General features: G+C 44.6%; 17 protein-coding genes and 1 pseudogene. 3 read left to right on the top strand and 15 right to left on the bottom strand.

All coding sequences use genetic code 11. The features are described from left to right. Positions 1-182 precede the first annotated feature (182 nt). The 12 genes from VK179_01930 to VK179_01875 form a co-directional block, all read right to left on the bottom strand. On the bottom strand, positions 183-1,310 hold the full coding sequence (locus VK179_01930) for an NADH-quinone oxidoreductase subunit D (protein ID HLO57474.1): 1,128 nt from the start codon (positions 1,308-1,310) through the stop codon (positions 183-185). Then, entirely contained in the window at positions 1,310-1,762 is a 453-nt protein-coding gene (locus tag VK179_01925; GenBank protein ID HLO57473.1) for an NADH-quinone oxidoreductase subunit C, read from the bottom strand. The genes VK179_01930 and VK179_01925 overlap by 1 nt, the downstream gene beginning before the upstream one ends. Positions 1,763-1,766: 4 nt before the next feature. After that, on the bottom strand, positions 1,767-2,324 hold the full coding sequence (locus VK179_01920; GenBank protein ID HLO57472.1) for an NADH-quinone oxidoreductase subunit B: 558 nt from the start codon (positions 2,322-2,324) through the stop codon (positions 1,767-1,769). An 11-nt stretch (positions 2,325-2,335) separates the two neighbouring features. Beyond that, positions 2,336-2,686: an NADH-quinone oxidoreductase subunit A gene (locus VK179_01915; protein ID HLO57471.1), complete on the bottom strand. Its 351-nt coding sequence runs from the start codon at positions 2,684-2,686 to the stop codon at positions 2,336-2,338. 103 nt (positions 2,687-2,789) lie between these two features. After that, positions 2,790-3,629 carry an FAD/NAD(P)-binding protein gene (locus VK179_01910; GenBank protein ID HLO57470.1) on the bottom strand — a complete coding sequence of 280 codons (840 nt, stop codon included), beginning with the start codon at positions 3,627-3,629 and terminating at the stop codon, positions 2,790-2,792. Beyond that, positions 3,626-4,645: a 4Fe-4S dicluster domain-containing protein gene (locus tag VK179_01905; GenBank protein HLO57469.1), complete on the bottom strand. Its 1,020-nt coding sequence runs from the start codon at positions 4,643-4,645 to the stop codon at positions 3,626-3,628. The genes VK179_01910 and VK179_01905 overlap by 4 nt, the downstream gene beginning before the upstream one ends. 5 nt (positions 4,646-4,650) lie before the next feature. Beyond that, positions 4,651-5,451 (bottom strand): hypothetical protein, encoded by an 801-nt coding sequence (locus VK179_01900; GenBank protein ID HLO57468.1) that lies wholly within the window; start codon positions 5,449-5,451, stop codon positions 4,651-4,653. Further along, positions 5,444-5,893: a hydrogenase iron-sulfur subunit gene (locus VK179_01895; protein ID HLO57467.1), complete on the bottom strand. Its 450-nt coding sequence runs from the start codon at positions 5,891-5,893 to the stop codon at positions 5,444-5,446. The genes VK179_01900 and VK179_01895 overlap by 8 nt, the downstream gene beginning before the upstream one ends. Before the next feature lie 10 nt (positions 5,894-5,903). Further along, positions 5,904-7,904: a CoB--CoM heterodisulfide reductase iron-sulfur subunit A family protein gene (locus VK179_01890; GenBank protein ID HLO57466.1), complete on the bottom strand. Its 2,001-nt coding sequence runs from the start codon at positions 7,902-7,904 to the stop codon at positions 5,904-5,906. Between the two features lie 5 nt (positions 7,905-7,909). After that, positions 7,910-8,752, bottom strand: coding sequence for a CoB--CoM heterodisulfide reductase iron-sulfur subunit B family protein (locus tag VK179_01885; GenBank protein ID HLO57465.1), 843 nt, complete (start codon positions 8,750-8,752; stop codon positions 7,910-7,912). A gap of 2 nt (positions 8,753-8,754) precedes the next feature. Further along, the gene (locus VK179_01880) at positions 8,755-9,300 is read right to left on the bottom strand and encodes a 4Fe-4S dicluster domain-containing protein (GenBank protein ID HLO57464.1); all 546 of its coding nucleotides are present in this window, start codon (positions 9,298-9,300) and stop codon (positions 8,755-8,757) included. A 176-nt stretch (positions 9,301-9,476) separates the two neighbouring features. Continuing rightward, on the bottom strand, positions 9,477-11,948 hold the full coding sequence (locus VK179_01875; GenBank protein ID HLO57463.1) for a sodium-translocating pyrophosphatase: 2,472 nt from the start codon (positions 11,946-11,948) through the stop codon (positions 9,477-9,479). A gap of 686 nt (positions 11,949-12,634) precedes the next feature. On the opposite strand from VK179_01875, the pseudogene VK179_01870 reads away from it, so the two are divergent. Then, positions 12,635-13,519, top strand: a pseudogene (locus VK179_01870) (isoaspartyl peptidase/L-asparaginase). Here VK179_01870 and VK179_01865 read toward each other — a convergent pair. Both VK179_01865 and VK179_01860 read right to left on the bottom strand, forming a co-directional pair. Continuing rightward, positions 13,499-14,374, bottom strand: a complete 876-nt coding sequence (locus tag VK179_01865; protein HLO57462.1) for a HAMP domain-containing sensor histidine kinase — start codon at positions 14,372-14,374, stop codon at positions 13,499-13,501. The pseudogene VK179_01870 and the gene VK179_01865 sit on opposite strands and share 21 nt — an antisense overlap. A 107-nt stretch (positions 14,375-14,481) precedes the next feature. Then, positions 14,482-15,330 (bottom strand): cyanophycinase, encoded by an 849-nt coding sequence (locus VK179_01860; GenBank protein HLO57461.1) that lies wholly within the window; start codon positions 15,328-15,330, stop codon positions 14,482-14,484. A 150-nt stretch (positions 15,331-15,480) separates the two neighbouring features. Here VK179_01860 and cphA point away from each other — a divergent pair, with 150 nt between their 5' ends. Together cphA and VK179_01850 are read left to right on the top strand one after the other, a co-directional pair. Then, positions 15,481-18,192, top strand: a complete 2,712-nt coding sequence (gene cphA, locus VK179_01855) for a cyanophycin synthetase (GenBank protein ID HLO57460.1) — start codon at positions 15,481-15,483, stop codon at positions 18,190-18,192. Further along, positions 18,149-18,985, top strand: coding sequence for a cyanophycinase (locus tag VK179_01850; protein ID HLO57459.1), 837 nt, complete (start codon positions 18,149-18,151; stop codon positions 18,983-18,985). The genes cphA and VK179_01850 overlap by 44 nt, the downstream gene beginning before the upstream one ends. Here the strand turns inward: VK179_01850 and VK179_01845 are convergent. After that, positions 18,974-19,351 (bottom strand): ATP-binding protein (locus VK179_01845; GenBank protein ID HLO57458.1); only part of this gene is annotated, 378 nt, incomplete at its 5' end. The genes VK179_01850 and VK179_01845 overlap by 12 nt on opposite strands.

Below are 19,351 nucleotides of genomic sequence, written 5' to 3'. Positions count from 1 at the left end.
TGTTAGTAAATCTTCTTAAATCGTATTTCAATGTTCCTTGTTCATTATTCATTTCAGTGACGACAGGGACCTTAGGGACGATAGGGACTGAAGCCATCCTGCTGTCTTGGCCTGGTTCTGCCTGTGCAGGCAGATTGCTTCGTCGCAAGCTCCTCGCAATGACGTGCTTTTTGCATCCAATCTCATCGGTCAATATCCGGTATTACCAAATCCAGTGATCCGCTGATCGCGATCAGGTCGGCTATTTTATAACCCTGTGCGAGCTTGCTGATGACGAACAGGTTCGAAAAATTCGGTGTCCTGAACCTGATCCGGTAGGGTGTTTTATTACCGTCACTGACAATATACACTCCAAGTTCACCGCGTGCTGTCTCCACTCTCTGGTAAAACTCACCGGCCGGCAACCTCAGCACCGCTTTCATCTTAGCGGTATAATCACCTTCGGGAATGTTATCAACCAGTTGTTCAAGGATATTCATCGATTCATACATCTCGGCCACGCGCACCTTGTAACGGGTAAGCGTATCACAGCCTGTCATGAGTATTTCATTGAATTTCACTTTCGGATAAATGCCGTAAGGATCGGTTTTCCTGATATCGCAGGACCAGCCCGAAGCTCTGCCGCTTGGACCTGTAACGCCGTACTGAATAGCATCTTCTTTAGAAAGAATACCGATTCCGTTGGTTCTTTCCCTGAAAATTACGTTTCCCGTGAGCAGGTTGTCGTATTCCGGAAGCTTTTTCCTGAAATAGGAAATAAATTCTTTAACCCTCTTCTGAAAACCGGGATGAATGTCGTTCATCAGTCCACCCGGCGTGTTGACACTCTGTATAAGCCTGGTACCGAAAGATTCCTCGAAAATATCAAGGATTTTCTCACGGTCGCGAAGTCCATAGAAGAATGTGGTTAGTGCACCCATATCCATTCCCATTGCGCACCACCACAGCTGGTGTGAAGCGATTCGTGTAAGCTCATCAAGCATGGCGCGGATTACAGTTACCCGGTCGGGAACCTGCACTTCGAGTGCATTTTCAACACAAAGACAGGTGGCATGATTATTCATGTGAGCGGAAAGGTAGTCCATCCTGTCGGTCAGGTGTATGATCTGCGGATACGTAAGCCGTTCGCTCATTTTCTCGATACCCCGGTGAATATAGCCGCAATGCGGCACCAGCTTTTTGATCATTTCTCCCTGAAGAGAAACCTCAAAGCGAAGCACACCGTGTGTAGAGGGATGTTGTGGGCCAACATTAATAATGTAGTCCTCATCCTCACCGAGTATTATATTTTTTACAATTTCTTCCTGCATTACCTTACTATCATTCTTGATTCGTCGGAAAAGTCCTTTCTGAGAGGGAAACCGTAATCATCTTCAAGGAAAAGCCTGCGAAGATCAGGATGATTTCTGAACCGGATCCCGAAAAGATCAAATACTTCTCTTTCCTGGAATTCTGCCGTTTTCCAGATATCCGAAACCGTGTCGGCTTCAGCCTTTTCCCTGTCAATTTTCGTTTTCACAACCAACATATGTTCCAGGCTGGTGGATGTCAGATGGCATACTTCCATGAAATGGTCTTTCCAGTCGACAGCAGTAAGGCTGATGAGGTAATCGAACTGCAAAGCCGGATCTGACTTCAGTTTCTCACAGAATGAATGCATCTGTTCACAGGGAACCACTGCTTCAGCATACTGCTTGTTCTCAGGGAAGGCCAGGTCAGCTTGTAAAGCAGTTAAATGCTGTTTTAATGAGAGTTGATCCATTAAATTATTTTGTATTGATATCGGGAGGTACGATTATCGGTTCGCGTTTCCCGGAAAAATTTTTTTCTGTTTTAATCTTTCTCTGAAGCTGCATGATACCGTATAAGAGCGATTCAGGCCTGGGAGGGCATCCCGGAACATACACATCAACGGGTATCAGAAGATCGACTCCGCGCAACACGGAATACGAATTATAATAGAAGGGACCGCCGCTGATAGCACAGGATCCCATGGCAATTACATACTTTGGATCGGCCATCTGATCGTATAACCTTTTGAGAACAGGGGCCATTTTATGAACCACCGTGCCGGCAACAACAATTACGTCGGCCTGCCTGGGGGTCGCCCTGTATACTTCAACGCCGAACCGTGCGAAGTCATGTCGCGGAGCACCGGTTGCCATCATTTCAATACCACAGCAGCTTGTGGCAAAAGTAAGCGGCCACACTGAATTTGACCTTCCCCAGTTCACCAGGTCGTCAATGGTGCTGAGAATTACGTTTCCGCCCGACTTATTCAGGAGTTCAAGGGATTCATTGTCCTTGAAATCCTCATATTTCATTGATTTTATTTTTATACCCATTTCAAAGCATCTTTACGCCATGCATAGAGCAGGCCGAGTCCGAGAATAACGAAAAATATGAGTATTTCAATGAAGGCCCTCATTCCGATTTCATGCATAACAACGCCCCATGGGAAAATGAAGACGGTTTCCACATCAAAAACCAGGTAGATGATGGCAAAAAGGTAATATCCGACATTGAACTGTATCCAGGCAGGACTCTGAACCGGAATACCGCACTCATAGGGTTCCGATTTGGCGGGATTAACCGATGAAGGAGCCACAAAGTGAGCAAACAGAATAGCTCCTCCGACAAGGATTACACCAATCACAAAGAAAAGAACGAGTGTTTCACTACTCATAAACGAAAAGTTTTAGGCATCGTAAGTCGCCGCAAATATATAAAAAATTGAATATGTTGTTAATTCCTGATCGGGATGATTTTCGTCATCATGCAAGGTTGCTTTAATACTCGTCGGGTAGCTTTTTCAGCTGTTCATAGGTAAAAACAGGACCATCCTTGCAAACGTAAGTGCTTCCGATATTGCACCGACCGCACTTACCAAATCCGCATTTCATACGGTTTTCAAGAGTAGTATATATACTTTCAGGCGTAAAACCAAGCTTTTCAAGCACCGGAAAAGTAAGCTTTATCATAATAGGAGGACCACAAACCACGGCCACTGTGTTTTCGGCTTTCGGCGCAATTTTCTCAAGTATAGCGGGCACAAAACCAACTTCACCCTTCCATTCGGGTGTGTCTCCGCCCGGATCCACCGTTGTAACCATTTTGATATCGCTCCTGCTGCCCCAGCCCAGAAGCTCATCCTTGTAAACCAGGTCTGCAACAGTTCTGGCGCCGTATAATATGGTGATGTCTTTATAATCCTCTCTCAGGTCAAGCACATTCCAGATAACTGATCTCATAGGAGGGAGGGCAATACCCCCGGCTATAAAGACTATGTTTTTGCCTTTCCATTGTTCAATCGGAAAAACATTACCATATGGTCCCCTGAAGCCTATAAGAGATCCTTCTTCACAATCAGCCAGGGCAGTAGTCACCTTTCCGGCCTGCCTGAAAGTGCATTCAATATAACCTTTACGCGTAGGAGAAGAAGCGATACAGAAGGTAGACTCTCCTACCCCAAAAACCGAGTACTCACCGAACTGGCCTGTATAATAGGCGAACTGGTCCTCGTCAGCGGAATCCACAAATTTCAACCTGAAAGTCTTCACTCCCGGAGCTTCCTGGGTAATCTTTTCAACACGCATTAAATACGGCAGGTAGATATTGTCTGATTTCATTGCTTTACCTCCCCGATTGAAATAATATTTTCAAAAATATTGATATCGGCCGGACAAGCCCTTGAACAGCGTCCGCAGCCCGTGCAACCGTATACCGACAACCGCTCGGGCATGTATGAAAACTTATGGAGCATTCGTTGTCTCCAGCGTTGCGACTGATGATCCCTCGGATTATGTCCTGAAGTATGCAACGTGAAAAGTGAAAAACCGCATGAATCCCAGCAGCGAAGCCTTTCGCCGCACTTTCCGTGGACTTCATCCTGTATGTCGAAACATGAACAGACTGGGCAGACATAGGCACAGGCTCCGCAACCCAGGCATCGCATGGCCTGTTCTTTCCAGTGTTTGCTTTCAAATAGGTCAGCCAGTTTTGCACTCAATTCAGTATGGCTGAATTTAACCGGAACATCTGCCAGGTATTCGGTCTTATTTACGCCCTGTGTTTTACTGAAAACAGACGGTAACAGGTCATAAATGGCTTTTCCTTTTTCAGTCAGAATTTCCGCCAGGTAGTCTTCAGTTGCGCCGAGCTGTGTCAGCTGAATATCGCAGTACGCTGTATTTCCCGGTCCACCGTTCACCGATGTGCAGAAGCAGTTTTCATCAGCAGTGGCACAGGAAAAACTGATCACTGTTGTTTTTGAAAGCCGTGTATTAAAAATTATGTCCTTGTAATCCCAGTTAAAAACAGCATCCAGTGAACCAAGGGCAGCAGCATCACATGGTCTGATGCCCCACAGAACGGTTTCGGGAATATCATCAGGATTGAAATTCTGCACTGACATTCCATCGGCTTTCTTCTGGTATCCGAAGACCTTTTCGGTCCTGGGAAACACAGTTTCCTTGGCTGAATTGACAGTTTGAACAAATCCGGAAGCAATTTCAGAATAATCACTCACAGGGGCAAAGGCCGGCTTATTATTCCTGAGCACAGGAGCTGTAATCTTCTTACCCTTGCTTTTCAAAGTTTCAAAAAGGTTTTTCAGGCCTTCGTTATTGATAAGATATTGATCCATGCCGGTTATTTTATAAAATTTTCCTTGTCGTCCGGTCTGAAAGTCGACATCATATTACCTGAACCTACCGATGGCTGGAATTCCCCGAAATTTTCAACGAGTTCTTCCCTGATCTTCTTTGTCAGGAGGTTCAGCGGAATACCTATCGGACAAGCGTTGGCACATGCTTCACAATCGGTGCACCGGCCCGACATGTGCAAGGCCCTCATAATATGCCATTCAAGGTTGCCCAGCTGATGCGACGGAACCGGAATCCACTGGGGACGGTTGCCATCAACAGTACATTGAGTGCAATAACACAACGGGCAGGCAGCACGGCAGGCATAGCACTTAAAGCAGGGTTCCATTGTTTTCACCCAGAAATCCCACCGCTGGTTTTTATCCATGCTGCTGATGCGCTGAAGTATTTCAAGATCGCGCTGTTCCGTTTTAAGCTTATGCTGCTCCAGGTAATGTTCAATGTCTTCGGGAGTTTCAAAACTGATAAGCTGAGCATCCGGCGAAATGCCAAGTACCACAAGGAAATCTTTACGGATCTGGTTTTCAGCCGTAAGTTGTACAATGCTTCTTAAAACAGGGACTGGCGCTGTAACAGCAATACTTTCGTATTTCCTGATTTCTGGTTTTGTGAGGTACACAGCCAGGTTCTGGACACACCGGCTATCAAACACCAGTTTATCGGTATCCTCAACGGCTGTAATGAAAGATGCATGCACTTTTTGTGATGAGCCCTCTTCATAACCGATGATGAGCTCCGCCTTTCCTGATTCAAGCAATTCCCTGGCTTTGAGCCTTAATTCATTCATTGATAGGATTATTATCCGTTATTTGTGCTATTTCTTTATAGTTGCTATAAGGTCCCATAGCCCTAATATCGGCTACAGTTGAGTTTACCACATCTGCCCATTTTGCGCCTTCGGCAGCTGAAACCCAGGAGAATTTAATGCGGTTTACGTCAATGCCCATAAAGTCGAGCAAACCTCTGAAAATGATCCACCTTCTGCGGGCGTGAAAATTACCGGAAGTGTAATGGCAATCATTGGGATGACAGCCTGATACGATAACACCGTCAGCGCCCTGCCCGAAGGCTTTGAGAATAAGCATATAGTCAATGCGGCCTGTACACGGGAACCTCACAATTCTTACATTGCTGGCATATTTGATCCTGCTGGTTCCGGTAAGGTCTGCCCCTGCGTAAGTACACCAGTTGCAGACAAAAGCCACTATTTTCGGTTCGAATTCAGCCATGATTAAAAATTTAACTGTTTAACAGGGTCATTACCTCAGCAAATACCTGTTCATGGGTGTACCCTTCGATATCAATCGACTTTGACCTGCAAAATGCGACACAGGTTCCGCATCCCTGGCAAAGTCCGGGGTTCACCCTGGCAACTGTTTTAACATAGTTGCCTTTCCGGTCCTTTATGTCTTCTTTTTCAATTGCCTGGTAAGGGCATGCGGTCTGACACATAAAGCATCCCACACACGTTGAGTAAAGCGGGGGTGCCGACCGGTTCACGACGGCAATCAGCGGTTCACGGGTAAGTTCATCCTGCGAAAACAACCCTGCCACTTTAACGGCTGCGCCTGACGCCATTCCCACGGTTTCAGGAATGTCTTTGGGTGCCTGGCAGGCTCCTGTAAGAAATATACCTGCCGTATTGGTCTCAACCGGTTTCAACTTGGGATGCGCCTCAGCGAAAAATCCGTATTCATCGTACGATACATGCAGTTTCTGAGCCAGTTCTTCAGCACCGGCATTGGGCACACCGGCTGTTGCCAGCACCACCATGTCGGCTTCAATTTCAACGGGCATGGCATTCAGCAGGGTGTCGGCCCCTTTTACGATGAGTTTCCCGTTCTTTTCATAAATGCGAGAAACCCGGCCACGGATGTATTTTACTCCATCTTCTTCAATTGCCCTGCGCACGAATTCATCATAATTCTTGCCTGCTGCCCTGATGTCCATATAGAACACATACGATTCGCCATGGTGTACCTTATGCTGGTAAAGCATCGCATGTTTTGCAGTGTACATGCAGCATATCTTCGAGCAGTAAGGTATTCCCTTGGCCGGATCACGTGAGCCTGCGCATGCTACAAAAACGATTTTCTCCGGTATTTTTCCGTCGGATGGTCTCCTGATTTCCCCGAATGTCGGACCCGATGCTGAAGCAAGCCGTTCAAACTGAAGTCCTGTAATCACATCGGCATACTTGCCATAGCCGTATTCGGGGAAGAATGCTGTATCCTTAACCGTAAAACCGGTGGCAAGCACAACGGCTCCTACCGGAACTTCTATGATCTCGTCGGCCTGGTCGAAGCGGATAGCGCCAGTCGGACAGAATTTCTCACAGATCTTACACTTCCCCTTAGTATAATAGGTACAATTGTTTTTATCGATAACCGGTTTATTCGGAACAGCCTGTGGAAAAGGGACGTAAATAGCAGTGCGGGTTCCAAGTCCCTCGTTGAATTCGCCGGGTATTTTCTTGTTAGGGCATTTTGTAATGCAGAGTCCGCAGCCTGTGCACAGTTTCTCATCAATGCTTTTAGCCTTTTTCCTGATCTTTGCCTTGAAATTTCCTATGAATCCCTCAATGCTTTCGAGTTCGGCATAGGTGTACAAAGTAATATTCGGATGCTGGGCCACTTCAACCATTCTGGGTGTCAGGATGCATTGGGAGCAGTCAAGTGTGGGAAAAGTCTCTGAAAGCTGCGACATATGGCCGCCTATCGATGGCTCCTTTTCAATTAAAATAACTTTATGACCTGTATTGGCTATATCAAGGCTGGTTTGAATGCCTGCAATGCCGCCGCCAATGACCAGTGCAGTTTTTGTAACAGGAACCTTTATGGAAGAGAGTGAATGATTCCGTTTTACCTTTTCAACAAGCATTCTCACCACGTCGATTGCCTTTTCGGTGGTAGCATCATTCTTTTCATGAACCCAGGAGCAGTGCTCACGGAGATTAGCCATTTCACACAGGTACGGATTCAAACCGGCTTCGTTGCATGCCCGCCTGAAGGTGGGTTCATGCATCCTTGGTGAGCATGCCGCAACCACAACGCCGGAAAGATTCTTTTCCTTAATGGCCTGTTTGATCATGCTCTGTCCCGGGTCGGAACACATATACTTATAGTCGATACTATAGGCTACTCCTTCATGTGTTGACAGCGTTTGTGCAACTTTGGCACAATCAACCGTAGCACTGATATTCTCGCCGCAATGACAAACAAATACGCCAATTCTTGACATAATTCTTAAATTTCAGCTTTAACAAAGTGCCTGTGCAAACCCAGTTCTTTACCGGTAATACCAATCGCAAGACCAATTGCCTGGGTGATATAAATTACCGGCATAGTATAATCGGTATGCTGCGATTTGTTAATATCGTTTCTTCTCATATCGAGGTTGGAATGACACATCGGGCATGCTACAATCACGGCCCCGGCACCCCGGTCAGATGCGTCCCTGAGAATGTTTCCCGAAAGACGCGCAACAGTGTTTGTTCGTGAAACCGATAAACCAGCCCCGCAGCATTCGGTTTTAAATGCCCAGTCGATGGGTTCGGCACCGATTTTCGACATGATCACATCCATTGTCTGCGGCTCTTCTTCCCTGTCGAATTGGAGTACGGCATGGGGCCTTACAAGCAGGCATCCGTAATAACAGGCTACCTTATGAGCAAAGCGGTTGATGATCCGGGTTTCAAGGCCAGGAAGAATATATTTCTCAAGAAACTGTATGACATTAAGGAGTTTAACCGAGCCCTTCACCTCCATATCTATTACCCGGCTGATGTTTTCCTTTGTTTCCGGGTGCCTGTAAAGTTCATGCATTGTAGAAGCCAGCCGGCTGTAGCATGCGGCGCACGGGATGACAATTTCATCGAATCCGTCTTTTTCAGCAAGGGCAATTATCCTTGCCGGAAGTGCCAGTGAGAGTTCTTTGTTCAGGTTGTGAGCTGCCGTGGCACCGCAGCAGTTCCAGTCGCTGATTTCCTTAACCTGTACATTAAATGCCCGGGCAAGGGCCAGGACAGATTCATTATATTCCCGGGAAGACCCTTTGAGGGAACACCCCGGATAAAAGCCAAGGGCCATTGTTATTTTTTCTTTTTAAGCGTTTTCGAAAAAATGGATGACATACGTTTCCGGTCACGGATAAGTTCAGGCACAATATTCAGTTTGCCACGCCTGAACATGGCCGGGGCAAGCTGAACATCCTGCATCAGTTTAAGGGTGCGGACTTTATAATCGGCAAGCAACCCTATTTCATAGAGTCGTCCCGTTTTTTCAATCGAATCGAGGAAAGATTTGTGAAAGGAGATGATTTCACGGGCTTTGGGATTTGTCTTCTTTTCACTTAACGACAATTCGCGCATATAGTCCATTAACCGGGGAATTTCGATGCTCATGGGGCATCGGGCGTAACAGGTTTCGCACGAGAGGCAAACCCAGATGGTGAACGACCGGATAACTTTTTCCCGGAATTCCGGGTTGCCGGTCTGCAGCATCCTCATTACATAACTGGGCGGATAATCCATCTCTTCGGCAAGCGGACAGCCTGCTGAGCATTTTCCACACTGGTAGCACTTATCCACATGAACACCGGTGGATTTCAAAATATCGTGTTTGAAATCAGCTTTCATACCTTTAATTTAATAATGGCGCAGGCGACAGAATTTCAAAGAAGTACCTAACGAAAATAAACGAATAACGAAAATTAAAACAAGATTTTTCTCAGTTTTTAAAAAGAGTGATTAGTGATTGGTGATTAGTGATTAGTAAAACCACTTACTAATCACCAATCACTAATCACTACTCACTAAGCAGCGTTTTCTTCCTCAATGAGTTTTGAGGTTTGAACATCGTTGCTTTTCTTCTTTTCATCGGTAATGCGCATGGCGTAGAACGACCTGTAAATAAATACAAGTGAAACAGCCATCATAACAAGACCAATAATCATTGTGAAATCGAATGTACCGGCAGCGCGGGCTGCGAGCTTCATGTTCACTGCAATTTCAACAGCCAGAAGACCGAACAGGGTTGAGAACTTGATAATCGGGTTGAGAGCCACGGATGTGGTATCCTTGAAAGGATCACCCACTGTATCACCTACAACTGTAGCTGAATGGAGCGGTGTGTTCTTTTCTCTCAGGTCAACCTCAACGTATTTCTTTGCATTATCCCATGCACCACCTGCATTGGCCATGTAAATAGCCTGGAACAAACCGAAGATGGCAATAGAAATCAGGTATGATACAAAGAAGTTCGGATCAATAAAGGCAAACGCCAGTGTGATAGTCATCAGTGCGATAAAGATGTTCCACATGCCCTTCTGAGCATACTGGGTACAAATCTTAACAACAGTCTTTGAATCTTCAATATCCGCTTCTTTCTTGTCGAGGTTAATATTGCGTTTAATGAACTCAACAGCACGGTAAGCACCGGCAGCAACAGCCTGTATGGATGCGCCGCTGAACCAGTATACCACAGCACCACCGCATACAAAACCGATGATTACAGGAGCCTCGGTTAATTCGAGTGCAAGAAGACCCAGTTTTTTAAGAAGCAGAATGATGGAGAAAATCATGGTTGTGGCACCGATAACAGCTGTACCGATGAGCACAGGTTTTGCGGTTGCCTTGAAAGTATTACCTGCTGAATCATTTTCTTCGAGATACAGTTTGCCCCTTTCAAAATCAGGAGTGAAACCAAATTCTTTTTCAATTTCATGCTTGATGCCGGGGATATGTTCGGTCTGTGCCAGTTCGAATACTGACTGGGCATTGTCGGTTACCGGACCATAGCTGTCAACAGCAATGTTCACAGGTCCCATGCAAAGGAAACCAAAAGCAACCAGTCCGAATGCGAAGATTGAAGAGTAACCGATAATCTCACTCAGACCCATCGTACTAACTACATAAGCAATAGTCATAAGACCAGCAAGGAGAATGCCTTTCCAGAAAGCACTGAAGTTACCGGCAACAATTCCTGACAAAATGGTGAGTGATGAACCGCCTTCTCTGGACGCATTCACGATCTCATGAACGTGTTTCGACTGTGAACTCGTAAAGATTTTTGTGAATTCAGGGATCAGCACGGCGGCAAGTGTTCCGCAGCTGATGATGGAGGCAAGTTTCCACCACATCGAAGGATAAGCAACGCCGTCAACAGTAAGAGTACCGATGAGCATATAACTCATGAAGAAAGTGGTAGCAATTGACATGATACTGGCAATCCAGATAAGACGAGCCAAAGGTTCTTCGAAATTGAAGTTCTTACGGTTTCCATATTTTGCCTTGCTGATAGCCTGGTTAACGCTAAAAGATACGGCTGACATGAAGTCCATTAAAAATCTCATTGCAAAAATCCATACGATAAGAGAAGCCTGGATCATGGGTTCTTTTACAGCAAGGGTGATGAAGGAAATCAGAGCAACACCGGTAACACCGTATGTTTCAAAACCGTCAGCTGTAGGGCCTACGCTGTCACCTGCATTGTCACCTGTACAATCGGCGATAACACCGGGATTGCGGGGATCGTCTTCCTTAATGTGGAAAACGATTTTCATAAGATCCGAACCAATGTCGGCGATCTTTGTAAAGATACCGCCTGCAATACGCAATGCACTGGCGCCAAGTGATTCACCAATGGCAAAACCAAGGAAACAGTAACCAACGATATCGCGGGGAACAAAAAGCAGGATGACGATCATCATAATGAGCTCAAGACTGATGAGGAATAAGCCGATGCTCATTCCTGCCCTGAGGGGAATCGAAACTACATCCCATGGTCTGCCGCGCAGTGAAGCAAAGGCAGTGCGTGCGTTAGCGAATGTATTAACGCGTATGCCATACCATGCAACACTGTATGAGCCAGCCATACCGATAACAGAGAAAAGAAGCACAAGCAGAACTACCGAAAATGTAGATCCCACAAGGGCAAAGAAATAGTATGCCATGGCTGTGCCGATAATGGCAAAAAGAATCAGTAAGAACTTTCCCTGCTGAATAAGGTAAGTTTTGCATGTTTCATAAATGGTTGCAGCCACATTCAGCATCGATTTATGTGCAGGAAGTTTTTTAACCGACCTGAAAAGTGTAAGACTTACTGAAAGTGTAAAAACTATTACGATGGAACCGTATAGTAGCAAATGCCAGGCGTCTAAACCAAAATTGGCAAAGAAACCCTGGTGTAAATCAGGAATTGCGAGGTCCGCTTCACTGGCCATCGCAGGAATACCACTTGCAATCAGCATTCCCATAAAAAACAACAAACGTTTTATATATTTCATGTGAATTTATAATTGAATGAATAATAGAATATCCTTGATTATTTTGACCTCAGTATATAATTCGTCCCTGCTTCTGAGGCATTTAAAGAGGATCCTTATTCTAAAGAAGGAATCTGAAGGACTTGATCTAAACTATATCTGAATGACACAGTTTAAATCACAGATAGATTTTATCTGCTTATTGTCATATTTTAGGACATATTGGATATGCCTGTTATAGGCTTTGTGCACCTGGACTGCTGAGTATTTTAAATTATCCAGGGATTTTGAAGTATGATGGCTTTGATCCAGTAAGACCTGTTCAACCCGGTCACTGAACATGCTTCCGGGTAAAAACGGCATTTGCATGCTGTAAAAAAGCCCGGATACTTCGGGTTCAGGCACATATGAATAAATGGCATTCGATTTGAATACGCTGGATAAACTTAACGCAACGAAAAGTGCAATGAGAAAATACCCAAAAATTGTATGTTTATAATTTTTCACCCGAACCCCCTAAAATCACGACAAAAATAATTGAGTAAGATTAATTATTGAAATTATATACTGAAATATCGCTTAAAATGTTACAATTCATAATGAATATAAATAATATACCGTCAATAATTGAGGTTTCCGTTATTAATTATATGAAATTAAGCTTTCTCATGGCATAATCATTGCTTTTACTGAAAGAAAAGGTTGTTATGAATGTCATAGTTGTACATGGCGGAGCAGGCGTGCCATCAAAAGGCAGCATGTCAGCAGATGAAGAGAAATCATACCTTAGCGGTATCGAAGAATCGGTGAATGCAGGATACGAAGTACTTAACAAAGGAGGATCAGCTGTAGATGCCGTGGAAATTGCTGTTGCAGCGCTTGAAGACAATGTACTATTCAATGCCGGCAGAGGCTCCGTTTTTACAGCCGATGTTACCCATGAAATGGAAGCATCGATTATGGATGGAAGCGACTTGCAGGCAGGAGCAGCACTCGGGCTCAAAAATGTAAGGAACCCGGTAAAACTGGCCAGGACGGTTCTTGAAAAGAGCCCTTATATTCTGCTTCATGGTAAGGGGGCTGAAAAATTCGCCCATGAAAACGGGCTCATCTTTGAACCTGACAATTACTTTTATTCGTCTGAAAAATACGAATCGCTTCAGCAGGCCCGGTTCAAATCTTCTTCACGGGGAACGGTGGGAGCGGTTGCTCTTGATTCAAACGGTAACCTGGCTGCCGCTACATCTACAGGGGGATTAACAAATAAAAAATAAGGACGGGTTGGCGACAGCCCGCTGATCGGTGCCGGAAACTATGCGAATAACGGGCTTTGTGCAGTTTCATGTACCGGGGATGGCGAATATTTCATCCGGCTCGTTGCTGCCTATGATATAGCCTGTTTGGTTAACTACCGGGGATTCAGCCTTAAAGAGGCCTGTAATGAGGTAATAAAGAAATTGAATACCCTGGGAGGTGACGGAGGATTAATTACTGTGGATAAGGTTGGAAATGTTGAACTTGCTTTTAATTCAAACGGTATGTACAGGGGTTATAAAAAAGACAACGCCGCTTCACAGTGTTTTATTTATTGACCCATGGCTGCACTGTGGCAGATGAAATTTAAATGTACTACCCTTCCCGGGCTCACTTTCGACATCGATCATTCCGCCATGCCTGTCGACAAAATCCTTGCAGATTAAAAGGCCAAGGCCTGAACCCTGCTCATGCTCGGTGCCGTTTGTGGACTGAAAAGAATTAAAGCGGAAGAGTTTCTTTTGCGCCTCGGCTGATATGCCAATACCATTATCGGAAACACCTATTTCAATAATTTCGGTCTGTCGCATGGCATATACCCTTACCCGGCCACCCCGGTGAGTGAATTTGATGGCATTCCCTATAAAATTCCGGACAATGGTACGGATCATATTCTGATCGGCTTCAACTGCCAGATCTTCCGGAACATCTGTATATATGAGAATATTTTTAAGCCTTGCTGATTCATTGATCATTTCAAGCTCATCATGGATCAGTTCCGAAAGATTAAATGAAACCGGGTTGAAGCTTTTTGCCATGTTCTGTGATATTGTCCATGATAACAGGCTGTCGAGCATTCCAAGTGCCCTTGAGGACGCATGCATTGCAAGGTCGACATAGTATTCCATGCTGTCGTCGTTATTTTCATGAAGCTTGTGCTTCAGTAGTTCAAGCGATCCCATAATGGCAGTGAAAGGACTTCTTAAATCATGCGCAATAACACTTATGAAACGGGTCTTTGAATCCAATATTTCTGTAAGACGCGCTGTTCGTTGCTTTAACCTTTCCTCAAGTTTGTGATTCAGTTGTTCATATTCCTTTAATTTAAGTGATAAGTAGTTCTCCTTAAGTTCTGCCTGGTTGGGACCGGATGCACTATTTGACTGTGGTGTTTCATTGATTTTAGTATTCATTTTAAATGAATTACAAGAATAACGGGGAAAAGTAGCTTCATGTATATACACAAAGCTTATTACCAACAGTTTTTAAGGGGTTTTGTTGCATTCAGGTGTGTAGTATTTCAATGGATGACCTTTTTATTCAGCGTAAAATGATCCCCGTTACTGAGCACATGAACAAGCAGGTTTTCAATAAAAATCTCGTGGTCTTCCTTCTTCTTCACCGAGGGGTTTTCTTTCTGAAGGCTCCTTGCATCCAGAATGGTTACAAGTCCTGAACCGATCGCCTCAATCCTGGTTCCGTTGCGGATAATGATACCCGTATCTTCTTCAAGCCCTATTCCTAAGTGATCAGGGTTATTGGCCACTGCAACCGACAGCCGCCTGAAACGTCCTCTTACAAGAAAATGAGTATCAATAATGGTGTCGTGAATCAGTGAAAGTCCTTCATAGATAGGAACTATTTTCGATCGTATGTTCAAGGGTTCAGGCCCCGGGTAGATCATGAGGTCGGGCATGGCCATAGCTCCCGCACTGGTGCCCGCTATCACTATTTTATCATTCATATAGCGCTGGTTCAATATACGGGCAACAGGGGTTTCTTTTAACGTGCTTATAAGTTTAAACTGGTCGCCGCCTGAAAACATAATGCAGGCCGCATCTTCAATATGCTTAATAATATCCGGCTTTTCTGCATCCTCGCGATCACCGATATCAAGTACGTTCACCTTTTTATGACCGAGTTTTCTGAAGGCTTTTATATAGTTTTTTCCCACTTTTTCAGGAATCCCCGATGCGCTGGTGATAATTTCAACAGGAGCATGATCATTATCGAGTTCGGAAAGTATGCGGCACAGTATACCGGAAGTCGCAAAGTCGAGATCGGTTTCCTGCACATGCAGGCGTTTTGTATTTCTCAATCCTTTATCCTCATTACCTCCTATGGCTATGATCATTCCGTTTATACCCATGCTTTACCTGCAGTTTATTTTTTCGAATTCCCTTAACAAACCCCGATGTACAAGTGTTTTTATGAAACCACCTCCGGCATGATTTGTTCAGGCCGGGTTTTAAATTGGCATCTCATATGCAGTTATTAGGTAAACCAAAGGTTTTAAAGAATGGAAATTCAGGATATCAGGGTACTTAAGGGTCCCAACTACTGGTCTATCCGCCATAAAGTTATTGCAATCCGACTCAACATAGGCAAATTTGAAAATCTGCCGTCAAACAAAATACCGGGCTTCTTTGACAGGATTGCTGCGGCAATGCCCGGACTAAACGATCACCATTGTTCTGAAGGAAGGACAGGCGGTTTTTTTGAGCGATTAAAAACAGGGACATGGATGGGACACATTGTGGAACATATTGCCCTTGAATTGCAGAACATGGCCGGAATGAAAGTGAATTACGGTAAAACGAGGAGCACGGGTGAAACCGGAGTATATAACCTGGCTATTTCGTACGAGATTGAACGGGCGGGGATATATGCCGGTGAAGCGGCAGTTAGAATTGCCGAAGCCCTGGCTGCCGGAAGGGATTATGCCATAGAGAAAGAAATCAAACGGTTGAGGGAGATCTATTTTAAAGACAGTCCGGGCCCAAGCACCCAAGCCATCATTAATGCAGCTGTCGAAAGAGACATTCCGTTTATAAGGCTTGATAATGCCACCCTGGTACAATTGGGATACGGCGCAAAATCAAGAAGGATTGATGCCACTATTTCTGAAAACACAAGCAACATTGCAGTTGACCTGGCTGGTGATAAATTCAGGACAAAAATCCTGTTAAGGTCTTCAGGCATACCTGTACCGGAAGGAGAAATCGTTCATACGGTACAGGAGGCCTCACAAGTAATCGAATCAATTGGTTTTCCGGTTGTGATTAAGCCGCTCAACAGCAACCAGGGCAAAGGTGTGGCCGTGAACATCAATGAAATGAATGAAGCGCTATCCTGTTTCGAAGAGGCGTTGAAGTATTCGGATTCCGTATTGGTTGAACGGTATCATACTGGTAATGATTACCGGCTCCTTGTAATCGACTGCAAACTTATTGCTGTCGCATTGCGAACCCCTGCAATGGTAACCGGTAATGGCCAGGATACGGTGATGCAGCTGATTGAAAAAGCAAATCGTCATCCGGACAGGGGAATTGACCATGAGAATGTTCTTACCCGGATAAAAATTGATCACTCTACTGAATCGTTGCTTCGGGCGCAATCGGTTACTCTTGATTCCATACCGGCAAGGGGTAGAAATATTATATTGAAATATACGGCTAATCTGAGCCAGGGCGGAACCTCCGAAGATGTTACCGACCAGGTTCATCCGGAAATAAGGATGCTTTCCGAACGAACGGCACGACAAACCGGTCTTGATATTTGCGGAATCGACCTGATCGCTGAAGATATTTCACAACCGGCGGATATAGGAAAGCCTGTTGTTATTGAAGTGAATGCAGCTCCCGGATTCAGAATGCACACCCATCCATGGACAGGAAAATCAAGGAATGTAGGGAAACCTGTAATTGATATGCTTTTCCCGGGGAAGGAAAACGGTCGCATTCCGATTATAGCCATTACAGGAACAAACGGTAAGACAACCACATCGAGACTTATTGCCCATATAGCCAGAACAGCAGGATATATAACCGGATGCACTACTACCGACGGAATATACATAAACGGCAACCTGGTTGAAAAGGGCGATTGTACCGGTTTCAACAGTGCCATGACGGTATTAAAAGACCGGTCAGTGAATTTCGCTATTCTCGAAACGGCACGGGGAGGCATGTTAAGGTCGGGCCTGGCATTTGACAAGTGTGATGTTGGCATTGTGACCAATGTGGCCGAAGATCACATTGGGCTCAAGGATATTAACAGCATTGAGGAAATGGCAAAGGTCAAATCCATTGTGCCGGAAAGCGTAAAGCCTGATGGCCTCGCCATTCTGAATGAAAACAACGAATACACCTATGCCATGATAGAAAACGTGTCGTGCCCTGTTGCCCTTTTCAGTATAAATCCTAAAAGTCGGCGAATCCAGGATCATATGCGTAAAGGCGGGTTGACCGCTGTTTATTCAGGGAACAGGATTATCATTTCGGAAGGTACCAGGGTTCTGTTTGAAGAAAATGTCATCAACATACCTCTTTCCTTTAACGGCAAGGCAATTTTCAATATTGAAAATGCAATGGCGTCTCTTCTGGCCGTTCTCTATTATAATGTGCCTGTAGACATCATTAAAAAAGCACTGAGATCCTTCGAACCCAATTATGAAAATACACCCGGAAGATTAAATATGATTTCATTCAGGAATTTCAGCCTGATCATTGATTATGCTCATAACCCCCACGGAATTTCAGCGCTGGGAACACTGGTTAAACAGACACAGGCCCGTGAAAAAGTAGGAATCATAACCGCCCCGGGGGACAGGCGTAATTCGGATATTATTAACGTAGGCAAAATTTCAGCTGAACTCTTTGACAAGATTATCATCAGGATAGATGAGGACACAAGAGGACGCAAACCAAGGGAAATCATTGATCTGCTGCATGCCGGAATTAGAGAAAGGAAAAGAAACATGTTTATCGAAATCATTCCCCGCGAACATGACGCCTTAAGTTATGCCCTTTCCAATGCCACAGAAGGAACGTTGATTGTTTTGATGGCTGAAGACATCAGCCGTTGTCACAAAATAGCGGAAGATTTTAAATCGAAACATGATGATTTCGTTCCTGATTTTGTACCGGAAAACAGGTATGTGCTAAGGGTAGGAAAAAACAATGTATATGAATATACCAAAAGGAAAGTTAATACCTATAGGAGGCCATGAAGCTAAAAGTGATGCACCAAGGGAAGACCAGCATATCGATTTCAAGAACGGCGTTTTGAAAGATATCATCCGTGAAATAAGGGGCAATCATCCCTCCATTGTTGTAGTTCCTATTGCCAGCAAGAGCCAGGAAGAAATGATCAGGATTTACAGGGATGCCTTTGCCCGGCTTGACCTGAAAATTGATGCCATAATTGCCAATACCAAAAAAGACCTGGATGATAAAGGAAGCCTTAAAAAACTGACGGAATCAGATGGGATATTTATTTCAGGAGGTGACCAGGTTAAATTAAAGGATATGCTGATGAACACCGAATTCCTGAGGATCCTCAGGAGCCGTTACGAAAATGAGAATTTCACGATTGCCGGAACCAGCGCCGGGGCCATGATTTTATCCGAACATATGATTTATAGCGGTGCCAGTGAAGGCTCTGTAATAAAGGGATTGATTAAACTAAACGGTGGATTTTCATTTATACCAAACACAATTATAGATACTCATTTTCTGAACCGTGGAAGATTTGCCAGGCTCATTGAAGCCACTATTCAAAAACCGGATTGTGTAGGAATCGGTTTAAGTGAAGACACGGCACTGGTTATCACAAAAGGAAATGAAATGAGGGCCATAGGTTCAGGAACCGTTACAATCTTTGAATCTGACCGGACAAAGAACAGCAATTATTCAAGAATTGCAGATAAGGAACCGGTTTTTATCGAAAACATTCGCATGCACATTCTTGCCGAAGGTGTGGCTTATTTAATAAAGTCGCGTAAATTCAGATTACTTGAATGAAGTAACATCTTTGGGATTCGTTTTTTTTGCCACCGTAAAACAAAACTCAGAACCCTGATCTTCGTGGCTCTGAACCCATATTTTTCCTCCCTGTTTTTCAACGAACTCTTTACAGAGCTTCAGCCCAAGTCCGGTTCCCTGTTCCTTTTCAGTTCCAGGCATGGAGAACTTGGTATCAATCCTGAATAATTTATCAATTTTATCGGCGGGAATACCCATGCCATTGTCCCTGATGGAAACTACCACAAATTCATGATCCGGAAACGCGGTTATTCTTATTTTGCCCGACCGGTATGAAAACTTGAGTGCATTGCTGATCAGGTTCCGGACAATGGTATTCACCATATTTTTATCAGCATAAATGGC

It is taken from the genome of Bacteroidales bacterium (assembly GCA_035299085.1).
Taxonomy (GTDB): domain Bacteria; phylum Bacteroidota; class Bacteroidia; order Bacteroidales; family UBA10428; genus UBA5072.
This window is presented reverse-complemented; position numbering and strand designations above follow the sequence as displayed.